General features: G+C 60.4%; 22 protein-coding genes and 1 pseudogene. 12 read left to right on the forward strand and 11 right to left on the reverse strand.

The genetic code is table 11. The annotated features are described in order from the left end of the window. Positions 1-56: 56 nt before the first annotated feature. Positions 57-788 (reverse strand): CBS domain-containing protein, encoded by a 732-nt coding sequence (locus tag XI02_RS08065; RefSeq protein ID WP_069275613.1) that lies wholly within the window; start codon positions 786-788, stop codon positions 57-59. A 174-nt stretch (positions 789-962) separates the two neighbouring features. On the opposite strand from XI02_RS08065, the gene XI02_RS08070 reads away from it, so the two are divergent. Further along, positions 963-1,556 (forward strand): nitroreductase family protein, encoded by a 594-nt coding sequence (locus XI02_RS08070; RefSeq protein ID WP_172648623.1) that lies wholly within the window; start codon positions 963-965, stop codon positions 1,554-1,556. 161 nt (positions 1,557-1,717) lie between these two features. On the opposite strand, the gene XI02_RS08075 is transcribed toward XI02_RS08070, so the two are convergent. Then, a complete protein-coding gene (locus tag XI02_RS08075) occupies positions 1,718-1,876 on the reverse strand; it encodes a CBS domain-containing protein (RefSeq protein ID WP_172649250.1) in 159 nt (52 codons plus the stop codon). Between the two features lie 429 nt (positions 1,877-2,305). Between XI02_RS08075 and XI02_RS08080 the strand changes: the two genes are divergently transcribed. Further along, positions 2,306-4,345: a protein-L-isoaspartate(D-aspartate) O-methyltransferase gene (locus XI02_RS08080; RefSeq protein ID WP_172648622.1), complete on the forward strand. Its 2,040-nt coding sequence runs from the start codon at positions 2,306-2,308 to the stop codon at positions 4,343-4,345. Positions 4,346-4,565: 220 nt separating this feature from the next. Further along, positions 4,566-5,327 (forward strand): universal stress protein, encoded by a 762-nt coding sequence (locus XI02_RS08085; protein ID WP_244980777.1) that lies wholly within the window; start codon positions 4,566-4,568, stop codon positions 5,325-5,327. A 248-nt stretch (positions 5,328-5,575) separates the two neighbouring features. Here the strand turns inward: XI02_RS08085 and groL are convergent, their stop codons facing one another. The 5 genes from groL to XI02_RS08105 form a co-directional block, all read right to left on the reverse strand. Then, positions 5,576-7,198, reverse strand: a complete 1,623-nt coding sequence (gene groL / locus XI02_RS08090; protein ID WP_172648620.1) for a chaperonin GroEL — start codon at positions 7,196-7,198, stop codon at positions 5,576-5,578. A gap of 87 nt (positions 7,199-7,285) precedes the next feature. After that, entirely contained in the window at positions 7,286-7,813 is a 528-nt protein-coding gene (locus XI02_RS08095; RefSeq protein ID WP_172648619.1) for an Hsp20/alpha crystallin family protein, read from the reverse strand. A 160-nt stretch (positions 7,814-7,973) separates the two neighbouring features. Further along, a complete protein-coding gene (locus XI02_RS08100; RefSeq protein ID WP_016841881.1) occupies positions 7,974-8,327 on the reverse strand; it encodes a hypothetical protein in 354 nt (117 codons plus the stop codon). 41 nt (positions 8,328-8,368) lie between these two features. Further along, positions 8,369-8,560: a hypothetical protein gene (locus XI02_RS45145; protein ID WP_075968396.1), complete on the reverse strand. Its 192-nt coding sequence runs from the start codon at positions 8,558-8,560 to the stop codon at positions 8,369-8,371. Between the two features lie 10 nt (positions 8,561-8,570). Next, a complete protein-coding gene (locus tag XI02_RS08105) occupies positions 8,571-8,804 on the reverse strand; it encodes a hypothetical protein (RefSeq protein WP_172648618.1) in 234 nt (77 codons plus the stop codon). Positions 8,805-8,937: 133 nt separating this feature from the next. On the opposite strand from XI02_RS08105, the gene XI02_RS08110 reads away from it, so the two are divergent. From XI02_RS08110 to XI02_RS46270, 7 genes and pseudogenes are all read left to right on the forward strand, one after another. Continuing rightward, positions 8,938-9,102, forward strand: a complete 165-nt coding sequence (locus XI02_RS08110) for a hypothetical protein (protein ID WP_018272953.1) — start codon at positions 8,938-8,940, stop codon at positions 9,100-9,102. Positions 9,103-9,375: 273 nt separating this feature from the next. Continuing rightward, positions 9,376-9,822: a cytochrome c gene (locus XI02_RS08115; protein WP_245163878.1), complete on the forward strand. Its 447-nt coding sequence runs from the start codon at positions 9,376-9,378 to the stop codon at positions 9,820-9,822. 177 nt (positions 9,823-9,999) lie between these two features. Continuing rightward, entirely contained in the window at positions 10,000-10,500 is a 501-nt protein-coding gene (locus XI02_RS08120; RefSeq protein ID WP_172648616.1) for a hypothetical protein, read from the forward strand. 144 nt (positions 10,501-10,644) lie between these two features. Continuing rightward, positions 10,645-11,292: a S1C family serine protease gene (locus XI02_RS08125; protein WP_244980776.1), complete on the forward strand. Its 648-nt coding sequence runs from the start codon at positions 10,645-10,647 to the stop codon at positions 11,290-11,292. A 171-nt stretch (positions 11,293-11,463) separates the two neighbouring features. Further along, positions 11,464-11,679 (forward strand): annotated as a pseudogene (locus XI02_RS08130) (host attachment protein); the annotation flags it as partial. 237 nt (positions 11,680-11,916) lie between these two features. Then, on the forward strand, positions 11,917-12,564 hold the full coding sequence (locus XI02_RS08135; RefSeq protein ID WP_026193113.1) for a BON domain-containing protein: 648 nt from the start codon (positions 11,917-11,919) through the stop codon (positions 12,562-12,564). Positions 12,565-12,585: 21 nt separating this feature from the next. Continuing rightward, positions 12,586-12,723, forward strand: coding sequence for a BON domain-containing protein (locus XI02_RS46270; RefSeq protein WP_370143847.1), 138 nt, complete (start codon positions 12,586-12,588; stop codon positions 12,721-12,723). 183 nt (positions 12,724-12,906) lie between these two features. Here XI02_RS46270 and XI02_RS08145 read toward each other — a convergent pair whose 3' ends face one another. The 3 genes from XI02_RS08145 to XI02_RS08155 form a co-directional block, all read right to left on the reverse strand. Further along, positions 12,907-13,155, reverse strand: coding sequence for a ChaB family protein (locus XI02_RS08145; protein ID WP_370144325.1), 249 nt, complete (start codon positions 13,153-13,155; stop codon positions 12,907-12,909). 97 nt (positions 13,156-13,252) lie between these two features. Beyond that, positions 13,253-13,456 carry a hypothetical protein gene (locus XI02_RS08150; RefSeq protein WP_125459145.1) on the reverse strand — a complete coding sequence of 68 codons (204 nt, stop codon included), beginning with the start codon at positions 13,454-13,456 and terminating at the stop codon, positions 13,253-13,255. Between the two features lie 313 nt (positions 13,457-13,769). Beyond that, positions 13,770-14,606, reverse strand: coding sequence for a universal stress protein (locus XI02_RS08155; RefSeq protein ID WP_172648615.1), 837 nt, complete (start codon positions 14,604-14,606; stop codon positions 13,770-13,772). Positions 14,607-14,995: 389 nt separating this feature from the next. On the opposite strand from XI02_RS08155, the gene XI02_RS08160 reads away from it, so the two are divergent. Continuing rightward, positions 14,996-15,223: an MBL fold metallo-hydrolase RNA specificity domain-containing protein gene (locus tag XI02_RS08160; RefSeq protein WP_016841891.1), complete on the forward strand. Its 228-nt coding sequence runs from the start codon at positions 14,996-14,998 to the stop codon at positions 15,221-15,223. A 62-nt stretch (positions 15,224-15,285) separates the two neighbouring features. Here XI02_RS08160 and XI02_RS08165 read toward each other — a convergent pair whose 3' ends face one another. Next, positions 15,286-16,005, reverse strand: a complete 720-nt coding sequence (locus XI02_RS08165) for a CBS domain-containing protein (protein ID WP_172648614.1) — start codon at positions 16,003-16,005, stop codon at positions 15,286-15,288. Between the two features lie 783 nt (positions 16,006-16,788). On the opposite strand from XI02_RS08165, the gene XI02_RS46275 reads away from it, so the two are divergent. Beyond that, entirely contained in the window at positions 16,789-17,223 is a 435-nt protein-coding gene (locus XI02_RS46275) for a universal stress protein (RefSeq protein ID WP_370143846.1), read from the forward strand. The last annotated feature ends 491 nt before the right edge of the window (positions 17,224-17,714 follow it).

The raw sequence follows: 17,714 nt of genomic DNA on the forward strand, positions 1-17,714 counted from the left end.
CAGCGATGGACATCCGGAGCGTGAGACATTGGAGCGGTGCGGGATGCGCATCTGCGTCAATCCAGCTTGGCCCACTCCTCATCCTCGGGAGAACGCTCAGAGGCGAGCCCGTAGATCCGATCGAACCACCGCAGGTGATCGTGGACCTTCACGACGCCTTCGACATTCTCCGCCGCGACGATTGCGGCCTTGCGACAACGTTCTTCGGCAATCATGCCGCTGAGATGAACGATGCCATCCTTGACGATCACGTTGAGGCCCGACGGGCACCAGTCCTTGTTCTCGATCTCGTCGACGATCCGCATGCGGATATGTTCGTCATCAGTGGTCGGGGCAGGCATTCTGCCAGCCAGGCTGGCAGCGGCCTGCATGAGGTTCGAACGCGACACAAGTCCAGTCAGCTTGCCCTCTTGCACGACTGGGACGCGCTTGATGCGGTTCCGCTCCATGATGTCGACGATCTCCGCCAACGTCGTCTGCTCGTTCACCGTGATCGGAGACGCGGTCATGATCTCCGATACCGTGCGGCCGCGCTCGCGAACGTAGCTTTCGGCCGCCTCGCCTGGCCCGAGAACCCATTCGAGCCAACGAGGACGTCTTCGCTGCGTGCCGATTTCGCTCCTTCGTAGAAAGTCGCTTTCGGACAGGATGCCCACCAGCGCGCCTTGCCGGTCGACGACCGGGAGACCGCTGATATCATGACGTAGCATGAGGCTTCCAGCCTCGGCCAAATCCGCTTCCGGAGCAATCGTAAGGACGTTCCGGGCCATGATCTCATGAGCTCGCATGGGAGCCTCCAGTAGCTGATCATATATCCGATTAGCACTGTGGCGCCGCAGGTGCTTGATCTGAGTCAACCTGTTCGCGTCCTGGCGGGCGGCCGCGGACGAGCAATTGAGCTGGGTCAAGGCACAAAGCTCGCGGAGATGTTGATTGGAGAGTTCAGAAGAAGGAGAAAGGTCATGCTGACCTATTCCAAACTGGACACCGTGACGGCCATCTATAAGCGGCGCGCCGTCAGAAGCTACACGCCCGAGAAGCTTGAGCGAGCCACGATCAAACACTTGCTGGATGCAGCGGTGCAGGCACCGACGGCACTTCATGCCGAGCCATGGGCGTTTGTGGTGATCCAGGACAAGGTACGCTTGCGACGATATTCGGATCGCGCCAAGACCTTGCTGCTCGACCAACAGCAGGCCATATCTCACCTGCAGAGCGCCGAACCGCAGGCACTTGCCATGCTGTCCAATCCGGATTTCAACATCTTCTACGACGCCGGCTCACTTATCGTCGTCTGCTGCAAAGCCAAGGGGCCGTTCGTTGAGGCGGATTGTTGGCTGGCCGCCGAGAATCTCATGCTTGCGGCCACCGCGGAGGGGCTGGGGACCTGCTGCATCGGGTTTGCAGTCGGCATTCTGAACATGCCAGACGTCAAGGCGGAGTTGGGAATTCCGGAAGGCGGTGCAGCCGTTGCGCCGATCATCGTCGGATTCCCGAGAGAAATTTCGTCCAGCGGATCTCGCAAGCCGCCGGTTGTCCTCAGATGGGGGCCGTAGCTGCTCGGGTGATGAACTGATACGAGACGGCTGGCCGGGCGTCCGGTTGCGGCCGTTCCTGCACGCGCATATTGCTTCGTCGCGTTGCGGGTGGGAAATGCTCCGTATGCGGCGTGATCTGCTGCAGTCGAGAGTCTCCCGCGAAACGCGTTTGCGGCGGATCAATTCCGGATCCCGCCGGACTCGCCGGCTTCAATCCTGCGATGATGGGCACACGTGTCGCGCCGTTCGGTCCCTGCTTCGACGCGGTGAAGCAGATCGCTTTCAGTCACGATGCCGATGACCTTGTCGGCATTGTCGACGACTGGAACGGCGCTGATGCGCTTTCAAGCATCATTCTCGCGACATCCCGGTCGGTCGCGCTCTTGGTTACGGGAATCACGGGGGATACCATCACGTCGCGGGCTAGCATGAGCAGTACTCCTGTTTGGATCAATGGACCGGCATTCCGCAGAGAACGCCAAAAAGCGAAATTGATCCGTCTCAAGCGTGGGCTACCGGGTCGTGACTAAGCTGAGGCGAACTCCGACCGGCAACGTGTGACACTGCGATGGTCGGCCGGGATGTGGCTTCCGGTTTGACCTATTGATGTCGATCAATATGTCCGCCGGCTACGTGAATAGCTTCATCCGGGTACCTGCTGGATGGAGGATCTTGGTCGGCGGAACCGATCGCAGCCGCAACGGCCGGCGGCACCATTGCCAATGGCCCGGCGTTCTTGAACAGGGAGCGAAGTTGGAGGTGTCGGTATGGGAGTCTTGACATCGACCCCCGCCCGTTCCGGCGATGAGACCTCGTTTCCATCGCTCCGCAAGGCGATGGTCGAGCGGGATATCGCCGCGCGCGGCGTCCGCGACGAATTCGTCCTTGAAGCAATGCGCAAGGTGCCGCGCGAATTGTTTCTGCCGAAGAACCTTCATGAGTTCGCCTACGAGGATGCGCCCCTGCCTATCGCCGGCGACCAGACCATTTCCCAACCCTATATCGTTGCGTTCATGGTCGAAGCCTTGATGCTCAAGGGCGGTGAGAAGGTCCTCGAGATCGGTGCCGGTTCGGGTTATGCCGCCGCGGTGCTGTCTGAAATCGCGGCTAACGTATACACGGTCGAACGGCTTGGTCCGCTCGCCGAAACGGCCGCCAGGACGTTGGCGGACCTCGGATATGACAATGTTCATGTGCTGCATGGCGACGGCACACGTGGATGGCCGGACCATGCTCCCTACGATGCCATCATCGTCGCCGCCGGCGGCCCGCAGATTCCGGAGTCCCTCAAGGAGCAACTCAAGATCGGTGGCCGGCTTGTGATTCCCGTCGGTTCGGATCAGCGCAGCCAGGAACTGGTCCGGGTAACCCGAGTGTCGGCCAATGAATACCGTAGCGAGGATATCGCCGACGTCCGCTTCGTCCCGTTGATCGGCGAAGAGGGCTGGCCGACCGTCAAGAACGACAGCCGCATGCCAGGCCGCGCACCGCGCCCGATCTCCTCGCAACGAGAGATGCTGGTGCGAAATCTTGCGGACGCGGCTGAACCGTTTGCCTCGATCGAAGCTGCCGATCTCGACCCTCTCATGGAAAGAATTGGTCCGGCTCGTGTCGTGTTGCTCGGCGAGGCGACCCACGGCACTTCCGAATTCTATGGAATGCGAGCGCGCATTACACGCGATCTCATCGTCAAAAAGGGCTTTCGCTTTGTCGCGATCGAGGCCGACTGGCCAGACGCGGCACGCGTCGATCATTACGTGCGGCATTTCCAGTATCCGCCTTCCGAATGGACGGCGTTCGCGCGCTTTCCGACCTGGATGTGGCGCAATGCTGAGATGCGCGATTTCGTCAGCTGGCTACGAAAGCACAACGGCGGAGTCGAACGCAACAAGCGCGCCGCATGTCACGGTCTCGATCTCTACAGTTTATATGACTCGATCCGCTGTGTTCTGAATTATCTCGATCAGGTCGACCCGAAATCGGCAAGAGTAGCTCGCGAGCGCTACGGGTGCCTGACGCCGTGGCAGCGTGATCCGGCGACCTACGGGCATGCTGCACTGACCGGATCATACCCGACATGCGAGTCGCACGTCGTGCGCGCGCTTACCGATCTCTTGGAAAGGCGCCGAACCTACGCCGAGCACGACGGCGATCGTTTCCTCGATGCCGAACAGAACGCGCGGCTGGTGGCGAGCGCGGAGCGTTATTATCGCATCATGTATTACGGTTCGCGGGCGTCGTGGAATCTGCGCGACAATCACATGTTCGAGACCTTGAAGAACCTGCTTGCCTATCATGGGCCGGACAGCAAGGCGGTGGTCTGGGCGCATAATTCCCATGTTGGCAACGCCGGCGCGACCGAGATGGCGGCGCGAGGCGAATACAACCTCGGTCAACTCTGCCGAAGCGAGTTCGGCGACGGTGCCTATATGGTTGGCTTTGGCACGCACAGCGGGACGGTCGCTGCCGCATCCGAATGGGATGGGCCGATGGAGATCAAGGCGGTGCGGCCGTCGCATCCAGAAAGCTATGAAAGACTGTGTCACGCGACCGGCTTGCCGCGCTTCATGCTGGCTCTGCGCGAACGTGGCGATCTTTGCGGGTCGGGCGGCCTCGGCAAGGAGCGGCTCGAGCGAGCGGTCGGCGTGATCTATCGGCCTGATACGGAGCTTGGGAGTCACTACTTCCGAGCCGTTCTCCCGCAACAGTTCGACGAATATGTCTGGTTCGACGACAGCTGTGCAGTGACACCGTTGGAGACTGCTGAGATCAAGGGACTTCCCGATACTTATCCCTTCGGCGTGTAGCACAAAGGGTCTTGAAGCTAATCAAGGCATGCATCGTTGCCGAGATAGACAAGGATCTCACCAAACATCCGCTTCATGAAATTGAAAACGTCTGGCGAAGGAGTCGCGGGCGGCGCGCCAACCGGCGCTCAAACTTACTGTTGTTATTGCCATTGGAGAGAGCATGTCGTATGCATCGCTGCTGGTCTACGTCAATGCGGATCACGTCTCGACGAATCTGGTGGCCGTTGCTGCGGCGGTCGCGGACAAGTTCTTCGCTCGCCTGATCGGATTGTCGGCACTGGCGGTCTTGCCGCCGTTTGTTGCCGAAGGTGTCGTCGTCGTCGACAATGCGACGGAGTTCGACATCGCCAAAATGAAGGCAAAGCTCGAATCGGCCGGCAACAAGTTTCGCTCCGCTGCCGGGAGTGGTCGCGAAGTCGAATGGCGGTCAGCCATCGAATTTCCAACCAAGGCGGTGATCGATGGAGCGCGATGCGCCGATCTGATCGTGATTCAAAAGGGCAAATCGGACGATATATACCGGACGCTGGACCCCGGCGCCGCCATTCTCGGTACAGGCCGGCCGCTGCTCGTGGTGCCGGCGGCCGCGAGGTCGCTTACCGCCGAGCACGTTTTCGTTGCCTGGAAGGATACGCGAGAGGCCAGGCGCGCCGTTCAGGACGCGCTGCCGTTCCTGCGGGAAGCGGGTCGCACGACCGTGATCGAAGTTTGCGAAAATGATCGAATGGATGCGGCACGACACGCCGTGAATGACGTCGCCAGCTATCTGGCACGGCACGGGATCAAGGCTGAAGCCCGGGTCGAGATACGGGCGCACGGATCGGGAGCGGACCAGATCATCGGGCTTGCCGAGGATGAAGGGGGAGATCTGCTGGTGGCGGGAGCCTACGGCCACAATCGGCTCAACGAGTGGGTCTTTGGCGGCATGACCCGCGATCTGCTGACCTCGAGCCCAATCTGCTGCCTGATGTCCCACTGAGACGCCGAAACGAGCGATCGATGCGATATTTGGTAAAGCGTCGCCGATTCGTTGAGGCCGCTCCCTCTCTCGTATCAAACGGCCGGTCTGGTTCGAGGTTGACAAAAAATGATGCTCCTGTGGGGGGACAGGAGCATCCACTCATGGATCGGATGATTGGGTGGGGGGAACCATCCGGTCAAAACAATTAAAGCAATCTTCGAGGGTCTTGTATTTGAGATGGATCAATTGACTCTCCGGGTCGCCGCTCACATTGCCATCTCCGGTTCGACCGTCCTTTCTCGCTTTGCCTCCGGGATTTCGGTCATTGTCGCCTCGGTCAGGAGCAGCACGCTCGCGACCGAAACGGCATTTTCCAATGCGGTGCGGACGACCTTGGTCGGGTCCACGATGCCGGCCTCGACGAGATCGACATATTGCTTGCGAGCGGCATCAAAGCCAAAACTGCCTTGGCTTGCCTCCATGCGCGCCACGACCACGCCGCCGTCGACCGCGGAGTTTTCCGCAATCTGTCGCGCCGGTGCTTCGAGCGCCCGCTTCAGGATTGCAATACCGGTCTTTTCGTCGCCTTCGGCGGCGGCTTCCTCGCGGACAACCGCGTCAACACATCTGAGCAATGCCAGCCCGCCGCCCGGAACGATGCCTTCGGCCACCGCGGCCTTGGTGGAACTGATGGCGTCGTCGAGCGCTTCCTTCCTTGCTTTCATCTCCGCCTCAGTCGGAGCGCCGACGCGGATAACGGCGACGCCACCGGATAGCTTGGCGAGCCGCTCCTCCAACTTCTCGCGATCATAATCGCTGGTCGTTTTCTCGATTTCGCGCCGGATCTGCTGGAGGCGTCCATCGATCCGCCCCCGGTCGCCGCCGCTGCCAATCAAGGTCGTACTTTCCTTGTCGGAGATGATGCGCGCCGCCCGTCCAAGCTCTTGCAGCGTGACCTTCTCAAGTTTCAGTCCTAGCTCTTCGGAAATCACCTGAGCACCGGTCAGGATTGCGATATCCTCGAGCATCGCCTTGCGCCGGTCGCCGAAACCCGGCGCTTTGACGGCGCATGCCTTCAGGACACCTCGAAGCCGATTGACGATCAAGGTCGCAAGCGCCTCGCCTTCGATATCTTCGGCTATGAGCAGCAACGCTCGTCCGGATTTCGCGACCTGTTCCAGAACCGGAACGAGATCGTTCAGAGCTGCGACCTTGTGATCGCAAATCAGCACAAGTGAGTCCTCAAGGACGGCTTCCATGCGCTCGGCGTCGGTGACGAAGTAGGGTGACAGGAATCCGCGGTCGAACTTCATGCCTTCGACGACATCAAGTATGGTTTCCGTCGTTTTCGACTCCTCGACCGAAATCACGCCTTCGCCTCCGACCTTTTCGATCGCGTCCGCGACCAGTGCGCCGACGGTAGGGTCGTTGTGAGCCGAAATGGTCGCGACCTGCGCCTTTTCCGCTTTGGTTTTCACCGGCTTGGACATCGTGCGGAGCGCCTGGATCGCTGCACGGGCGCCGCGATCCAGGCCGCGCTTGATATCGATGGCGCTGGCGCCCGCCACGACGTTGCGCACGCCGTCGGCCAGGATTGCATGGGCAAGGATTGTGGCTGTGCTGGTGCCGTCGCCAACCACCTCGCCGGTCTTCTCGGCGGCCTGGCGGAGCACCTGAGCCCCGAGATTCTCCTCCGGATCCTTCAGGTCAAATTCCTTGGCAATGGTCACCCCGTCGTTGCAAACGATCGGTGCACCCCAGCCTTTTTGGATCAGGACCGATTTCGATTTGGGGCCGAGCGTTACGCGAATTGCGTCGGCGAGCAACGTTGCGCCCCGCAAGACCTTCTCGCGAGCGGCAGAGTGAAACAGGATTTGCTTGTGCGCCACTGGCACTCTCCAGCCAAATAAATTGGAGTCGTGGGATGATGCGACGTGTCCCACCGTCCGGTGCAGGCCGGCGGGATGGCGACGCGCTTACTTCACCGGGATGCTTTTCTGCTTCTGCACCTCGGGCGACTTTGGCAGCGAAACAGTCAGTATGCCGTTCCTGAAGGTCGCTTCGATCTTGTCGGCATCGACGCTGCCGGGGATCTGCAGCGACCGACGAAAAGAACCATAGCGACGCTCGGAGACGTAGCGATCCTTGGCCTTCTCTTCCTTCACGTCCTGCTTCTCGCCCTTGATCGTCAGCACGTCGTCGGAGAGCTGGAGGTCGATATTCTTGGCATCCAGGCCCGGAAGTTCGGCGGTGATTTCGAACGCCTTTTCCTTTTCGACGATATCGATCGCCGGCGTGACGCTAAAGCCGAAGTCGCGGCGCCAGAACGGCTCCATGTCCAACAGTGAACGGTAGGACGGCGCCTGCAGGAAGCCGGACTGGAAATCATGGAACAGCCGGTCGATCTGATTGCGCAGTGTTTCGAACGGTTGCCAGTTCTTAGCCGGCTGAGCAGCCGACGTCGACTCGGTCTTGATGGGCAACTTGATAGCTGCTTCTGCCATGACAATCTCCCTTGTAGTTTTGAACAAAGGCTAGGCCTGATCAACTCCGGCTTCCTTGATGTCCCTCAAACTTCTTCCGCGCCGTTGACGGCCGCAACGCGAAGCTTTTCGAGCTTCTTCCAGAATTCGGACCAGCCGCCAGCAGCAGGTCCGGTGACGATCACAAGCACGAGCACGGCGGAGTCGCGATCTGGAAGAGAACACCGGCTTCCGGAATGGTCAGAAGGGTTGCCATGATCAGGGCGGTCGAAGCGAAAATTTCCCGGAAGACGAAGCGCCCGGCATATGAAGAAAGGACGTCCCAACCTCCGCCGAATTGGCAATGCGGCGCGATTTCAGGCTCCCGGGCTCCCATGTCTCGCACCGCTTCATTCACAACGTCCGTCGTTACCGAAAACTCCTCGAAGAAGAGACCAACGAGGATAGGCGGTCCATTATCCGCAGGCTTTTGGCCGACGAGGAGGCCAAAGAGATCAGGCCAGATCCCAAACGATCCGACGGCAGATCGAACCATATCTAGACCAAGGGCCGTCAATCGCGGTGATGTCGCCGGCATCAAGACGGGCAGCTCTGGGGGGACGATTGGTGCTTGGCGCGCCATTTCGGGCCAGGGCCCCTCATATAGTGAAGCTCCGGACGATAGGGGTGACGGACGTCTGCGATCAGGACGTCTGCGATCAGTTTGCGCCACTTCGCCTTGAAAGCGTTGAGGCTCGGACGAAGCGGTGGCGTTAGGTGGTAGGTCATGGCACGCTCCTTAATGCAGTTTGCCCAGCACGGAAGCAAAGGGCAGGGTTAGTATTTCGTCGCCGAGATCGTCGCTGACGTGCAGCACCCAGCTGCGCCAGTCTTCGGGGCCGGGACGCATGATGATCGAGCGCACCATGAGTTCCGCATATGCGCGTGCATCCGCCAGATCCATGAGGGCGGCCGCGCGCCCATCGACTAGCGATCCCTTGGCATTGGAATAGTGGAAGTAGACCTCGGTCATGGACTTCTCCCGAGCTGGATATTTGTTTAAGATTAGTCTCGGCCCGATTAGTCGAAAATTCCGGTCGGTCACCTAAGGGCATTCACGGAGGATCAACAGGCGCGGGCAGCACCTTCGTCCAGCTAGCGGGAAAGTGGTCGCGCAAAGCGCGAAGGTGCTGACCTCGCTTGGATGCCACATGCTGTTGGTACGGCTCGCGGGCGGCGTCGTGCTTCAGATTGCGCTCAGTACAGCCGGCATTGCGATGCTGATCATCTTTGCGGCCTGGATTGGCAGCGCAGTTCGTCAGCGGCCCTGATTGTGCTGAAGGGCAGATAAGCTGATCCGGCACAAAGGCGGTAGCCAGCGCTTCGGGCGGGGGTTGACTGACACTCTCTCTGGATGACAACCTGGTACTAAACCGATTGTCGAGGAGTTTCGGGCCGACTACCGAGATTGTGCTGCATGAAAGCTCAGGAACCAAATGCTTGGTTGATCTCTGTCTGTGGGTTTACGAGCCATTGATGTACGTCAAATTGAGATGAGCCCACCGCCGCTAGACAAATTTATCCAAAGGCCAGGGCGCGATATGATGACCGGTTGCCTTAAGTCGTTTCTGATTGGCGGTCTGACCGCTATTGTCGCTGCGGCCGTTCATGCCGAGGATGCTGATGTCGGCAAGGCGGAATTTCAAGCTTCGTGCGCCAGCTGCCATGGTGCGGATGGAAAGGGCAAAGGACCCGTCAGCGCGCAGCTGAATGTGCCGCCTACCGATTTGACGACCTTGACGAAGAACAACAACGGGGTCTTTCCCATAAGCGCCGTCTACGAAACTATCGACGGACGGAAGGCAATTTCCGCGCATGGCACTCATGAAATGCCCGCTTGGGGAGAACGGTTCAACCCAGTCAAGAGCTTGCCTCACACCGTCGATCCTCCCTACGATGCGCTCGATCCTTCGCGGGATATGCGCGAAGTCGTCGTGCGCACACGCATCCTCGCCGTTATCGATTACCTGAACCGCATTCAGCAGAAGTAGCGGTCGCGAAGGCATCGGGACGACCGTGCGGCCGCCGCGCTCGGCCGCAGCGACGTGATCTGCCGCAATGAATGGGCGCAGCCTGCGCGCATGAAGGCGAACTGCCCCTAACATTGATCCTCATCAAGGCCGCTGCGAGCAGACTCGCTAGTAATATAGAGTAGCGGAGGATCAACGATGACCAGCATAGTGCTCGATGCCAAGCAGATTCAGAGTGCCCCGGCTCCCGTTCGTCTCTGGCTTGAGCAGCAGATATCGGCGGCTCTCGGTCCGGGATCGGCAGCGGGTACGCAATTGCCGCGCTTGGTCGCCTGCACGGAAACTCAGGCGGCGAACCTTCTTAGTCGAATTAGGCAGGTGCCATCGGCTGTCGAAGTGTTCTTCGGGCTCGCCCATCCCGAGATCTCCTACGGATCGCCGCCAGTCGTGACTTTCCGACTCCTCGACCTTCAGCGTCGTGCCGGTTTGGAGAGCATCACCAAGCTCCTGGAATGTCTCGACCACATCAATCGGGCGTTTGCGGAAATGTGTGACGATCCGGCAGCGCGGCTCTGCGATTTTGACGCCGCGGGGCATTGCTCGACTCTGCCAACCACCCAGAACAGTATTGTTGCATTGTGGAAGGCAATTATTGCGGCGGAACGGCCTGGCGTGCTGCCGATCGCCGCAGCCGAATAGGCGGGGCGGGCGCCAATGGACCCGAGAAGACCCTGCCGCAAATTGGTGTGGACGTGGTCCGGCCGCCGATCGTCATTCATCGCCCTTATGACGTGGATGCTCCTAGTCTGGCTTGGGCCGGTGCAAGCAGGGGAAATCCGGGACGTGCAATCGCTTGCGCCCCTGGTGGGCAAGGTCGTCCAAAGTGTCGTCGGCATAAAGGCCACTACGGAAACGGCGCCGGCTTCCCGCTCGATGGCCTCCGGGCCTGCGTCTCCCGGCGGACCGTCTCTCACGGCGAAAGAGGTGTATGGTGCAGGCGTCATCATCAAGGCGGAGTCCGGATTGATCGTAACAAGCAATCATCTGATTCGCGGCGCCGAGACACTTGCGGTCCGATTGCCGGATGGGCGTCAGCTTGACGCCAAGTTCGTGGTGGCCGACGAGCGGTATGGCCTGGCGATGCTGAGGATTTCGGCGTCCGGCCTGACCGCAGCCCGCATCGGTCGGTCGATCGACGCCGAGCCCGGCGATTTCGTCCTTGCCGTCGGTGGCTCCTCGGGATCCGCTCCGAGCGTCAGCTTCGGCATCGTCAGCGCTCTGCATCGTTCGCGGCCTGGAATCCCCTGCCAGGATCTCATTCAGACCGACGCCTTGCTGGACCGCGGCAGTTCAGGCGGAGCGCTGTTCAATCTGCGGGGCGAAGTGATCGGCATTGTTGCCGCCGGCGCCGATGAAACCGAATCCGGGCGAGCCTTTGGCCTCGCGATTCCCTCGGATGCCATCGATCGCCTCTACGTCAGAATGAATTAGGCGTTCCGCGGGATCGCGGATCGCTTTATGGTACGACCGATCTGACTAGCAGGCTGAATGGTAGCTGCTCAGTGATCGTGCGGGACACTTCGTAAAGGGGATCGCCTCCGGTCAGAGGGGGCCGTCGAGCCGACGAACTGGCACGAACTCGAGGAGTATCGGTTTACAAAGCGGGTTGCGCGGGCCGCGGAGGAGATCGTCCGGAGTGGAAAGGCGACGGCGCTTGTCATCGTCGCTCCGCCGCGCACGCCGGCCGAACTTCGGGCGACGCTGCATCCCGACGTCAAGCGCCATATCATTGCAGAGATTCCCAAGGATCTGACGAAGCTTGCTGTCCGGGAACTCGAAAAGCACGTCGTGGAAGCGCTTGCGTCTCCCATGCGATAGTGCGCCGCGAAGCCAAGGCTGTAATGCGCGGAGGCTTGACGTCCTCGTGACGCGTCTTGGTGGGCTGGCGCCGCTGGCTGCTCGACGGAAGCGAGCGAACCGATTGCCAAGCGAATGAACGGGCTGAGACGTCCATCGATCGTTCGGTCGAATCCAGTCCTGCAGTTGATCGAGCGCAAAGCAATGTTAGGCGGTCGGCGGTTCATTGTGGCTTCCGATCAAACAATGGAGGCCGCCATGACGGCACTGCAATTGCGTCAGGATGTACTGGACGAGCTGGAGTTCGAGCCGAGCGTGGACGCTGCCCATATTGGTGTGATGGCGGAAGGCGGCGTCGTCACGCTCAGCGGCTACGTCAAGACGTATCTTGAGAAGCTCTCGGCGATCTCGGCGGCGCGGCGGGTCAAGGGCGTCAAGGCGATCGCGGACGAAATCGACGTTCGCGCGCCGAGCGACAAGAAGACCGCCGACGATGAAATTGCAAAACGGGCGCTCGACATCCTCGCCTGGGACACGGTCGTGCCGGCGGGCGTCACCGTTCTGGTTCGTGACGGCTGGGTCACGCTGTCGGGAAACGTCGACTGGTATTTCCAGAAGCGGGCGGCGGAGCATGACGTGGGAAAGCTTTCCGGCATTCGCGGCATCAGCAACAATATCCAGGTCGCGCCGCGCATCAAGGCTGAGAACGTCAAGGCCAAGATCGAGGGCGCGTTGAAGCGGCGCGCCGAGACGCAGGCAAGGGCGGTCCGGGTCTCCGTTCGAGACAACGACTGCATTGTTCTCGAGGGCATGGTTGGCAACTGGCAGGAACGGCGTGCGATCGAAAACGCCGCCTGGTCCGCACCTGGCGTTCACTCGGTTGAGGACAGGCTAACGGTTGGCTGAACTCCTGTGGTTGGTGGCAGGATGGCCGGGGGCTGGCCTTCCTGCGACCACGATCGGCAAGGAGAGGTGGACAGTTGGCGCGACCGGAGCGCCGCCGAGCATGCGGCCTGGTCTGTTCCGGGCGTGATGTCGGTCGACGATCTGATCGTCGTTCGCTGACCGCTGGCGCGGACGGAGAGCGTCGAGCTTCAAAGAATCAGTCGAGTTTGACCTCGATCCGACTGGACGCGACGGGCAAATGATTATCTTCGTCGCGTTTCTTACACGGCGCATCGACCGGCACGAATGGCGGCACGGGCGAGGACACCGTCGGGCAGTACGAACTAGCTCGTCAAGGCCAGGTTATGACCGTGCAATCCAACGATCGCCTTGCTTGACATAAGATCGCTTGACCGCCGCCCATGCAGTCCTGTGACCGATCTCCTCTTGCCTCGGATCACCGCGGTGAGCTGCGTAGCTATGATTGAAGGCTTCACGATAGATATCTTGGGCGTGCGGCGGCAGGTGACTGCGTATCGGAAGCGGAAGGTCGTTGTTCGACTGGTAAGGCATATACAGCTCTGCTGGCACCTCGCCCCACGTCCCGCGCATGTCCGGAAAAAATGCCCCGGATGCACGAGCGATTAGGGGCAGTTGGGAGCTTTGGAAGACCCATAGCGGATCGGCTCTATGCGTTTAAAGGTCGACGCTACCTCAAATCGGCAACGGCAACGGGATTGAGATCGTCGGGTGCGAGAGAAAGATGGACTGTGGTTTTGGGACGCAAGCTGTTGATGCCGGAGACGCTACGACCATGTAACCCGCCAATCGTCACTGCGATGCCAGCAACTGCCGCGAGCACGACGATCTTCCTATGGGTCGTGCGGTCTGCCGCGTGGAAAGTATGATTCATGGCCAGCTCCTTCACATAAAGCTTGCCTTGGGATCCCGCGCCTGAAAATTTGGGATCGTTCCCTAAGGGCTCTTGCGGAGGAGCTGACAGCTCGCCAAACTGCCTTGCAGCAACGAAGACTACAAAAGTTGCAGGGTCTGTTGATCCAATTCAGCCTGGCCTGCCGTTCGCGACGATCAAACCGGGCGCGCCATGGCTCGATGCCGTTCACACGTTGCTGGAACCCGGCCAGCGCTGTCTGCGTGTACCTGGATGTGAAACCGCGCCTGGTGAAGTCGCCTCGCAAGGCCGCTTCTTGAATTCACCGCGCCGATCAATGCGACATGAGCGTCGGGAGCGGCATGCTTTGCAGCATCTCGCGCGTGACCCCTCCGAGAAACCTTTCCTGGAAGCGTGAATGGCCGTAGCCGCCCATCACCAGAAGATCCAGTCTCTGGTCCGCCGCGACCGAGAGAAGGGCCGGTTGAATTTCTGAATGCTGTGCGCAAACCTTCACGATTTTCGCTGACAGGGGCGCCCGTGCCAGGTGCTGGACCAGCCGCTCCGGACTAGCCTCATCGGGTATAGTTTCCGAGTCATCAATAGTCGCAATGGTGATGGCTTCTGCATTCTTGAGCAACGGCATTGCATCCCGCAACGCGCGGCTGGCGAGGCGGCTCCCATCCCAACAGATACCGATGCGTCGTGGCGAGAGCGGCCCCCGGAACGTGTGGGGCATGAACAGCACGGGGCCACCCGACTGAAACAGGATTTCCGTCGAGAGATCGTTATCGAACGTAGACCGTTCGAAATCGGGCTGGGATACGATGGTCAGATCGTGGAGTCGTGCGGCGGCGGATGCGAACGCGACGGCCTCCGCGGGAATTGCGCTCATGGTACGGCACGTGTAGGCGAGACCCGTCTTCCCGACCTCGTTTTCAAACACGTTGATCGCGGTCTCTGCGCGCTCCATGGCACGAAGCCGCTCTTCCTCAAAAATGGTCGGGGTCGCAGGAGATACGACTGCCGCGATCGGGATGTTGGCCGGCTCATAGCCTATTGCCAACGCGGCAATGTGTGCGCTGCAAGCGTCGGCAAGGGAAATGGAGCCATCCACGACGGGTCGGACCGGCCGTTCAGACGGGATCAGAACCAGCATATTCCGGAACATAAGGTGCTCCTTCCAGCGTGTGTGACGACTATCTATCTTGAACTCTTAACCAGCAGCCGGGCAGTCGCGTATTGATCCATGTCAGGGCGCGGGCGCCGCTAACTCAAAGGCGGAGTCGACAAGGGTCGCGATTTTCGCAGGTTGCCGCCGGCCATGCAGAACTTCCCGGACTCGCCGATGGCGATCTCGGCAACCGAGATATTCAAGCGGCATTCCGAATGTGTCAGCTCCGAGGCCGCTTCGATGTTTCGTGAGGGGCGGGATCCATTGCATCCAGCAAACCTGCGTCGTCCGCGAGAGCGCCGATTCGGTTGCCATCAACAGGATAACCGGCGGTGCCGTCATCATGGCCGGATCCGGGATGTGCACCGGCGGCAGGACTCGCCATCGTGCGCCTGTTCGGCGAAGACATTGCGGTTCGCAGCACGATTTACACCATCAACGGATTTTCAGCTCATGTGGACCAGCAGGAGCTGCTCGCATGGCGACGCACGATCGAGGGATGCGAGGCAACGTTTCTCGTCCATGGCGAAGAGCCCGCAATGCTGGCGCCCGCTGCGCATCTGGAAGGACAGCGGGTCGAGCTGCCGCGTCCGGGCGACGTGTTTGATCTATAGACGGGCTGCGCAGCCGAACGGGACAATCCGGGCCAAACGGTCATTTTGAGCTGTCTGTCGTTTCAGCCCGCAGCCTTCATGTGCTCGGGAGATTCGACGTAGAATCCGGTATACGTATCCACGAAGCAGAGGTGATCGTGCACCTTCCTGACGCCGACAGCGTTCTCCGCGGCCACGATGGTTGCCTCACGCGCATGGTCGCTGGTGACGATGCCATGCAGATGGACAACGCCGTTGCGGACGGTCACCTCGAACCCGATGGGACGCCAGCTCACGGCGTCGATCTGCTGGAGGATGCGATCGCGGATGTGATCGTCGTCCGCGGTCGGGTCCGGGATCTCATGTGCCAGACTGGCCACGGCCTGGAGCAGGTTTGACCGGGTCACGATGCCGACAACGTCCTTGCCGCGCATCACGGGCAGGCGCTTGATGTTTCTTTTCTCCATCAAGTGCACCAGCTCCTCGAGCGGCGTTTGCTCCTCGACCGTGACCGGATCCGGTGTCATCACGTCCTCGATCTTTCGACCGCGCTCGTGGACGAAGTCCGCGGCTGCGTGCCCGGGTCCAAGCAGGAAGCGAAGAACGGCCGAACGCTTGCGCCCGGTTCCGATCTCGCCGCGGCGCAAGAGGTCGCTTTCCGAGACGATTCCCGTCAACTTGCCGTCGACGACGACCGGCAGGCCGCTGATGTGGTTCCGAAGCATGATGTTGGCGGCCTCCTCGATCGAGGTCCGAGGCGTAACGGTGACGACATTCTTGGTCATGATCTGGTGGGCGCGCATGAATGCCTCCAATGGGTCTGTCGATTCAAAAATGACAGGCCTAATGCTCCTCGCTTTGACTTGGCGCAACAGGCCGCAATGTTGCTCGCCGCGATCTGAATCCGGTCGTCAGGAAGATTCAAGGCCAACCGATATCGTTAGCTGTTATCGATACACCGGCGCGCGAGGGACGGTCCTATCGACGATGTTTGCGGCGTAGCGTCTGCAGCGCGAATGCTCGCAACCGCTTCGTTGCGCTGCGCCCCGACAGGTGGATGGCAGTCGAAAGCGATACGAACAAGAGAATCATCAAGATGGCCTTTGCTGTTTCGCTCGTCATTCCGGCGGCTCCGATTTGCACGGTAGTCCAAAAATGAATGTCATCGCGGCGGAAGTCCTTGCTCTGGATCAACAGAGCGACAAGCGACTAGGAGATTTGTCCGGCCATCGACGTTCCCGAAGCAGATGTTTCCCACCAAAGTCGCTTTCATGGAACCTGCTTCTCCTCCAGTTTCTGACGCAAGCGGCAAAGTGCGCGCGGTTTGATCTGGCGCAAATGTCACGAGCGATCACTGCGTTACAAAGCTCTGGTCCTTGCAGGCCGAACACGCACGTCCTTGAGAGAGGCCAGATCGTGTTGCTGGCTGCGTTGGATGAAGGGGGGCGTTTGCCATTGTATCCCCGTCGGCGGAGCCGCCCTTCTCCTAGACCGTTCCAATATCGAAGACCGAGGGGCGTGTGCAAAAGGACTGCAGCGTCATCGGTACGACAGCGCAGGAGCCGCTGGGCGATCGGGCGGGACACGTGCTCGCCAGCTTCCTCTATTCCTGCTTCGGCGTAGATGGCTTGCTGAAGGGTGCGGTCGTGACGGCGATCAATGCCAGCGAGTGGGACGGCCCGAAGGGAATGCAACTGGCGGCGGTCGGCATTCATCGCGCGCCCGGCGGCGAGGCGGTTGACGAACTGCTGGAAGGGACCGGCGCTGTCGTCATGAGGGAAAGTGACAGTCGCCGAAATCTGCACGTCGGACGAGCAGGACGCCGCGATCCACCGACGTTCGCGTCCACACGGCCGAGCCGGACGCAGGGTACGTACCTTGTCAGACTGGCAAAGAGCGAAGGCGCCGACCTCATCGTCACCGGAGGCTATGGACATAGCCGGCTCGGTGAATGGATGTTCGGCGGCATGACGCGGGGCTTGCTGCAGCAGGCCCCAATCTGCCTGCTGATGTCGCATTAGATCGGCTGTGTCTCCCACGGTCGCGGTGACGGTGGCTCCTGAGGATCTCGGTCTTGCGGTCGCCATTGCCGTTTGGCGCGGTTGCCGACGGGCGCGCGTATGAAGGATGGTTGGTAACGTAGATGGACGCAGGCTTCACTCTGCTTGGGTTGCGGTCGCGCCTCAATCGTCTTGCCGCAGGCGCGGTTTGCAGAATCTCCGATTGCGACTACGAGCGGTTGTTTGGAATCAACAAGGCTGCTGCCGCCAAGGGAGGCGTGCGATGAAGATTGCCGGACTCATGCTAGCCAATTGCCCAAGAACCCGAGGACCGGGCCACGGATCGCAACGCAAGCGATATCGATCAGATCCGCAGGTTCAGTGACCAGACTTCTCCCGAGGAATTTGGCGCTGACGACGAAGCAGAGCAGGGCGGTGACGATCGCCGGACCGCGGCCTCCAGCGAAAGCGAGCGGCCGCTCGGCATGAGCCGTTTGTGCGGCGAAGACAGG

Origin of the sequence: Bradyrhizobium sp. CCBAU 21365 (genome assembly GCF_015291305.1) — a bacterium.
Taxonomy (GTDB): domain Bacteria; phylum Pseudomonadota; class Alphaproteobacteria; order Rhizobiales; family Xanthobacteraceae; genus Bradyrhizobium; species Bradyrhizobium elkanii.

Excerpts from the sequence above, each read along its gene's own strand:
- XI02_RS08115 (WP_245163878.1), top strand. The coding sequence starts at position 9,376 with ATGACCGGTTGCCTTAAGTCGTTTCTGATTGGCGGTCTGACCGCTATT.
- XI02_RS08100 (WP_016841881.1), bottom strand. The coding sequence starts at position 8,327 with ATGGTTCGATCTGCCGTCGGATCGTTTGGGATCTGGCCTGATCTCTTT.
- XI02_RS08095 (WP_172648619.1), bottom strand. The coding sequence starts at position 7,813 with ATGGCAGAAGCAGCTATCAAGTTGCCCATCAAGACCGAGTCGACGTCG.
- XI02_RS08150 (WP_125459145.1), bottom strand. The coding sequence starts at position 13,456 with ATGAATCATACTTTCCACGCGGCAGACCGCACGACCCATAGGAAGATC.
- XI02_RS45145 (WP_075968396.1), bottom strand. The coding sequence starts at position 8,560 with ATGACCTACCACCTAACGCCACCGCTTCGTCCGAGCCTCAACGCTTTC.
- XI02_RS08145 (WP_370144325.1), bottom strand. The coding sequence starts at position 13,155 with ATGCGCGGGACGTGGGGCGAGGTGCCAGCAGAGCTGTATATGCCTTAC.
- XI02_RS08070 (WP_172648623.1), top strand. The coding sequence starts at position 963 with ATGCTGACCTATTCCAAACTGGACACCGTGACGGCCATCTATAAGCGG.
- XI02_RS08120 (WP_172648616.1), top strand. The coding sequence starts at position 10,000 with ATGACCAGCATAGTGCTCGATGCCAAGCAGATTCAGAGTGCCCCGGCT.
- XI02_RS08065 (WP_069275613.1), bottom strand. The coding sequence starts at position 788 with ATGCGAGCTCATGAGATCATGGCCCGGAACGTCCTTACGATTGCTCCG.
- XI02_RS08165 (WP_172648614.1), bottom strand. The coding sequence starts at position 16,005 with ATGCGCGCCCACCAGATCATGACCAAGAATGTCGTCACCGTTACGCCT.
- XI02_RS08155 (WP_172648615.1), bottom strand. The coding sequence starts at position 14,606 with ATGTTCCGGAATATGCTGGTTCTGATCCCGTCTGAACGGCCGGTCCGA.
- XI02_RS08105 (WP_172648618.1), bottom strand. The coding sequence starts at position 8,804 with ATGACCGAGGTCTACTTCCACTATTCCAATGCCAAGGGATCGCTAGTC.
- XI02_RS08135 (WP_026193113.1), top strand. The coding sequence starts at position 11,917 with ATGACGGCACTGCAATTGCGTCAGGATGTACTGGACGAGCTGGAGTTC.
- XI02_RS08080 (WP_172648622.1), top strand. The coding sequence starts at position 2,306 with ATGGGAGTCTTGACATCGACCCCCGCCCGTTCCGGCGATGAGACCTCG.
- XI02_RS46270 (WP_370143847.1), top strand. The coding sequence starts at position 12,586 with ATGGCCGGGGGCTGGCCTTCCTGCGACCACGATCGGCAAGGAGAGGTG.